Origin of the sequence: Vibrio fujianensis (genome assembly GCF_002749895.1) — a bacterium.
Classification (GTDB): Bacteria; Pseudomonadota; Gammaproteobacteria; order Enterobacterales; family Vibrionaceae; genus Vibrio; species Vibrio fujianensis.
In genome coordinates, this window is sequence record NZ_NBUS01000054.1 from 124366 (window position 1) to 127089 (window position 2724).

3 protein-coding genes are annotated in these 2724 nt (G+C 42.4%); 2 read left to right on the forward strand and 1 reads right to left on the reverse strand.

Features of this window, described 5'->3' with window-relative positions; all coding sequences use genetic code 11:
- Window positions 1-636: CHASE3 domain-containing protein (locus tag B7C60_RS19375; RefSeq protein WP_425445513.1), on the reverse strand; the 636-nt coding region annotated here is incomplete at its 3' end.
- Window positions 637-983: 347 nt separating this feature from the next.
- Here B7C60_RS19375 and hinT point away from each other — a divergent pair.
- Window positions 984-1334, forward strand: a complete 351-nt coding sequence (hinT, locus tag B7C60_RS13705; protein ID WP_099612640.1) for a purine nucleoside phosphoramidase — start codon at window positions 984-986, stop codon at window positions 1332-1334.
- 65 nt (window positions 1335-1399) lie between these two features.
- Window positions 1400-2724 (forward strand): COG3014 family protein (locus B7C60_RS13710; RefSeq protein ID WP_245869456.1); only part of this gene is annotated, 1325 nt, incomplete at its 3' end.

Consider the following 2724-nt stretch of genomic DNA (forward strand, 5'->3'; position numbering starts at 1 on the left):
ACGGTTATTTGCCACCGCCTCTTCAACGAAAACCACATCAGAGCTAGCAAGCGCATCAGAGGTAATTACTTCAGCATCACGAAGTTTGATGAAGTAACTTTTTGCCATAACTTTAACTGAAATACTACTTTGGTCATCCACATACTCTTTCATGCCCACGCTAAGCTCAGAGTGCAGACGCTGAAATTTACGCGTTGACTGTTGTACTTTCTCTTGTGACGTAAACATCGCTTGGTAGTTGCTCATTGCATCATAAGCTTCGGTAAAGTAGCGTTGTTCTAGCTTTCGTAACTCGTCAATGCGTTCTTCAAGATCGGGGTGAGCAGTGCTTGCTTGTGCTAATTGTTGTAATACGGTGCGAAATTCGGTTTGTGCTTGAGCGAATTCTGCGCGTCTTTCTGCCATTCGCTCACTATCTTGAGTGGTTAAAAAATCCTTAAATGATTTGTCCGCAGATAGAAGTTGTACGCTGGTTTGGTTAGACAATGACACGAGTGGTAATGCAGATTTTGAAACCCCTTGAAAGTTGGAGTGGATTTGCTTCATACCATCCATCATGATCATGACGGTGATGGCAAACATAATAATAATTAGTGTAAATCCGGCATACATACGCCTAATAACGGAACCTTGCATGCATCTCTCCCTTGAACATTCTCTCATTAAAAATATGACGCATCTAATATAAAACCGTGTTAAATGCACTTGTTTTTATATAAAACATGTGGTCTACAACACTTACCTTTGATGGTCTTAATCGTTATGACAAACGGTCATAAAAAATTAACAAATTAATCAGTATTGTATGGAGATTAAAAAACGCATTTTATGACGAGAGCTGCAAAAACACTTTTTGCCATTCCATTTATGAATGCAATTGTTGATTTTGATAACTGGATTGTGCTTTTTATTGAGGTTTAATGCCCCTTGTCGCATACTCAGATAAACCTAATAATCTCATTATTCTATTGATGGAGAACTTCATGGCTGAAGAAACCATTTTCAGTAAAATTATCCGTAAAGACATTCCTGCGGATATCCTTTATCAAGATGACCTTGTGACTGCTTTTCGAGATATTAATCCAAGAGCTCCGAGTCATATCTTAATTATCCCTAACAAATTGATTCCCACCGTTAATGATGTACAAGCAGAGGATGAGCTAGCACTCGGGCGATTATTTACGGTGGCAAAGATAATTGCTCAACAAGAAGGCATCGCCGAAGATGGTTACCGTTTATTGGTGAATTGTAATGCTCATGGAGGGCAAGAGGTTTACCATATTCATATGCATCTAGTTGGTGGTCGACCGCTCGGGCCATTATTGATTGGTTAACTTGATATGGCCCAGCGTTGGGCCATTGCTTAACGGTTTCACTTTTGTTTGAGGCGGACAATCGCGTGAGCTTATATTTACGACCTCTATTCCTATTACTCGTCTGTTTATTACTTAACGCCTGTGCCCAGTTCAGCGCTGGTAACCTATTTAGTCACTATAGCGCCCAAAATAAAGCGCTTTATCAAGCGGTAAAAGCGGGCGATTATTCAAGTGCAACGGAATATGTATCCAAACCCGTAGCGGGCGATATTCTTGATAATTTAGAAAAGGGGCGTGTTTATTTCCTCGCTCAGCAATATGTGCAAAGTAAAGCCGCACTAGACATGTCCGTTGCCGCGGTCACTCAGCAGCAAGAAAAAGCAGTCATCTCGCTCAGTTCAACGGCGACGAGTGTGAGCTCATTGGCACTCAATGATAATTTAAGTGAGTATACTCCCGCTGATTATGAATTAGGATTCTTGCACCTTTATTTGGGGTTGAACTATCTTCAACGTAATCAGTTAGAAAGTGCACTTGTGGAAATGCGGCGTGCGAACTTGGTTCAAGAACAAGCGCGAAAAAATCGTCAGGCCGAATTAGAACGGGTACAAAAAGAGCTGCGTAGTACAGGCGTTTCTCCTAATTTAGGTGCGATATTAGCTCAATATCCAGATGCGGGTACAAGGCTACAAGCGGTGCAGAATGGCTATTTATTCTATCTTTCCGCTCTTCTATACGAAGCAGCGAATGATTTAAACAGTGCTTATGTCGATTATCGGCGTGCTTTAGCTGTAGCGGAAAATAACCCAGTGGTGATTGATGGAGTACGACGAGTGGCCCAACGGTTGGGGATGAGAGACGACTTGCGTCAGCTAAATGAGCGTTATGGCCCACCAACTTCACGACAAGCGCAGCAGGGACGAGTGATTATTATTGAAGAATTGGGTGTGGTTGATCCAAGGCAAGAGTGGCGATTATCTTTACCTTTATCTGACAGCCGAGGCAATACCGCATTGTATTCTTTAGCATTACCTTATTATGCATCGAGTCAGCAAGAGGTTTTTGCGCAGTTAATTCTGAATCAGTTACCGTTAAAGGGTGACGTGGTCGTGGACGTTAATGCAATGGCGCACAACGATTTATCTGAGCGAATGCCTACGATGGTGATTCGACAAGTGTTGCGAGTGGTAGTAAAAGATCAAATTCGCAAAGAAAGCACACAAAGTGATGGGTTTGGAAACTTGCTTCTTAATGTGTTTAATACATTAACCGAGCAACCAGACACTCGTAGCTGGTTAACCTTGCCCGAACGAGTAGTGACCAGCAGTGCAATTGTCGCGGCAGGTGAACAAGTGTTACAAGTTGGTACGCAACATTATCGATTCACCGTGCCTGAAGGTGGAACGAC

Excerpts from the sequence above, each read along its gene's own strand:
- hinT (WP_099612640.1), top strand. The coding sequence starts at position 984 with ATGGCTGAAGAAACCATTTTCAGTAAAATTATCCGTAAAGACATTCCT.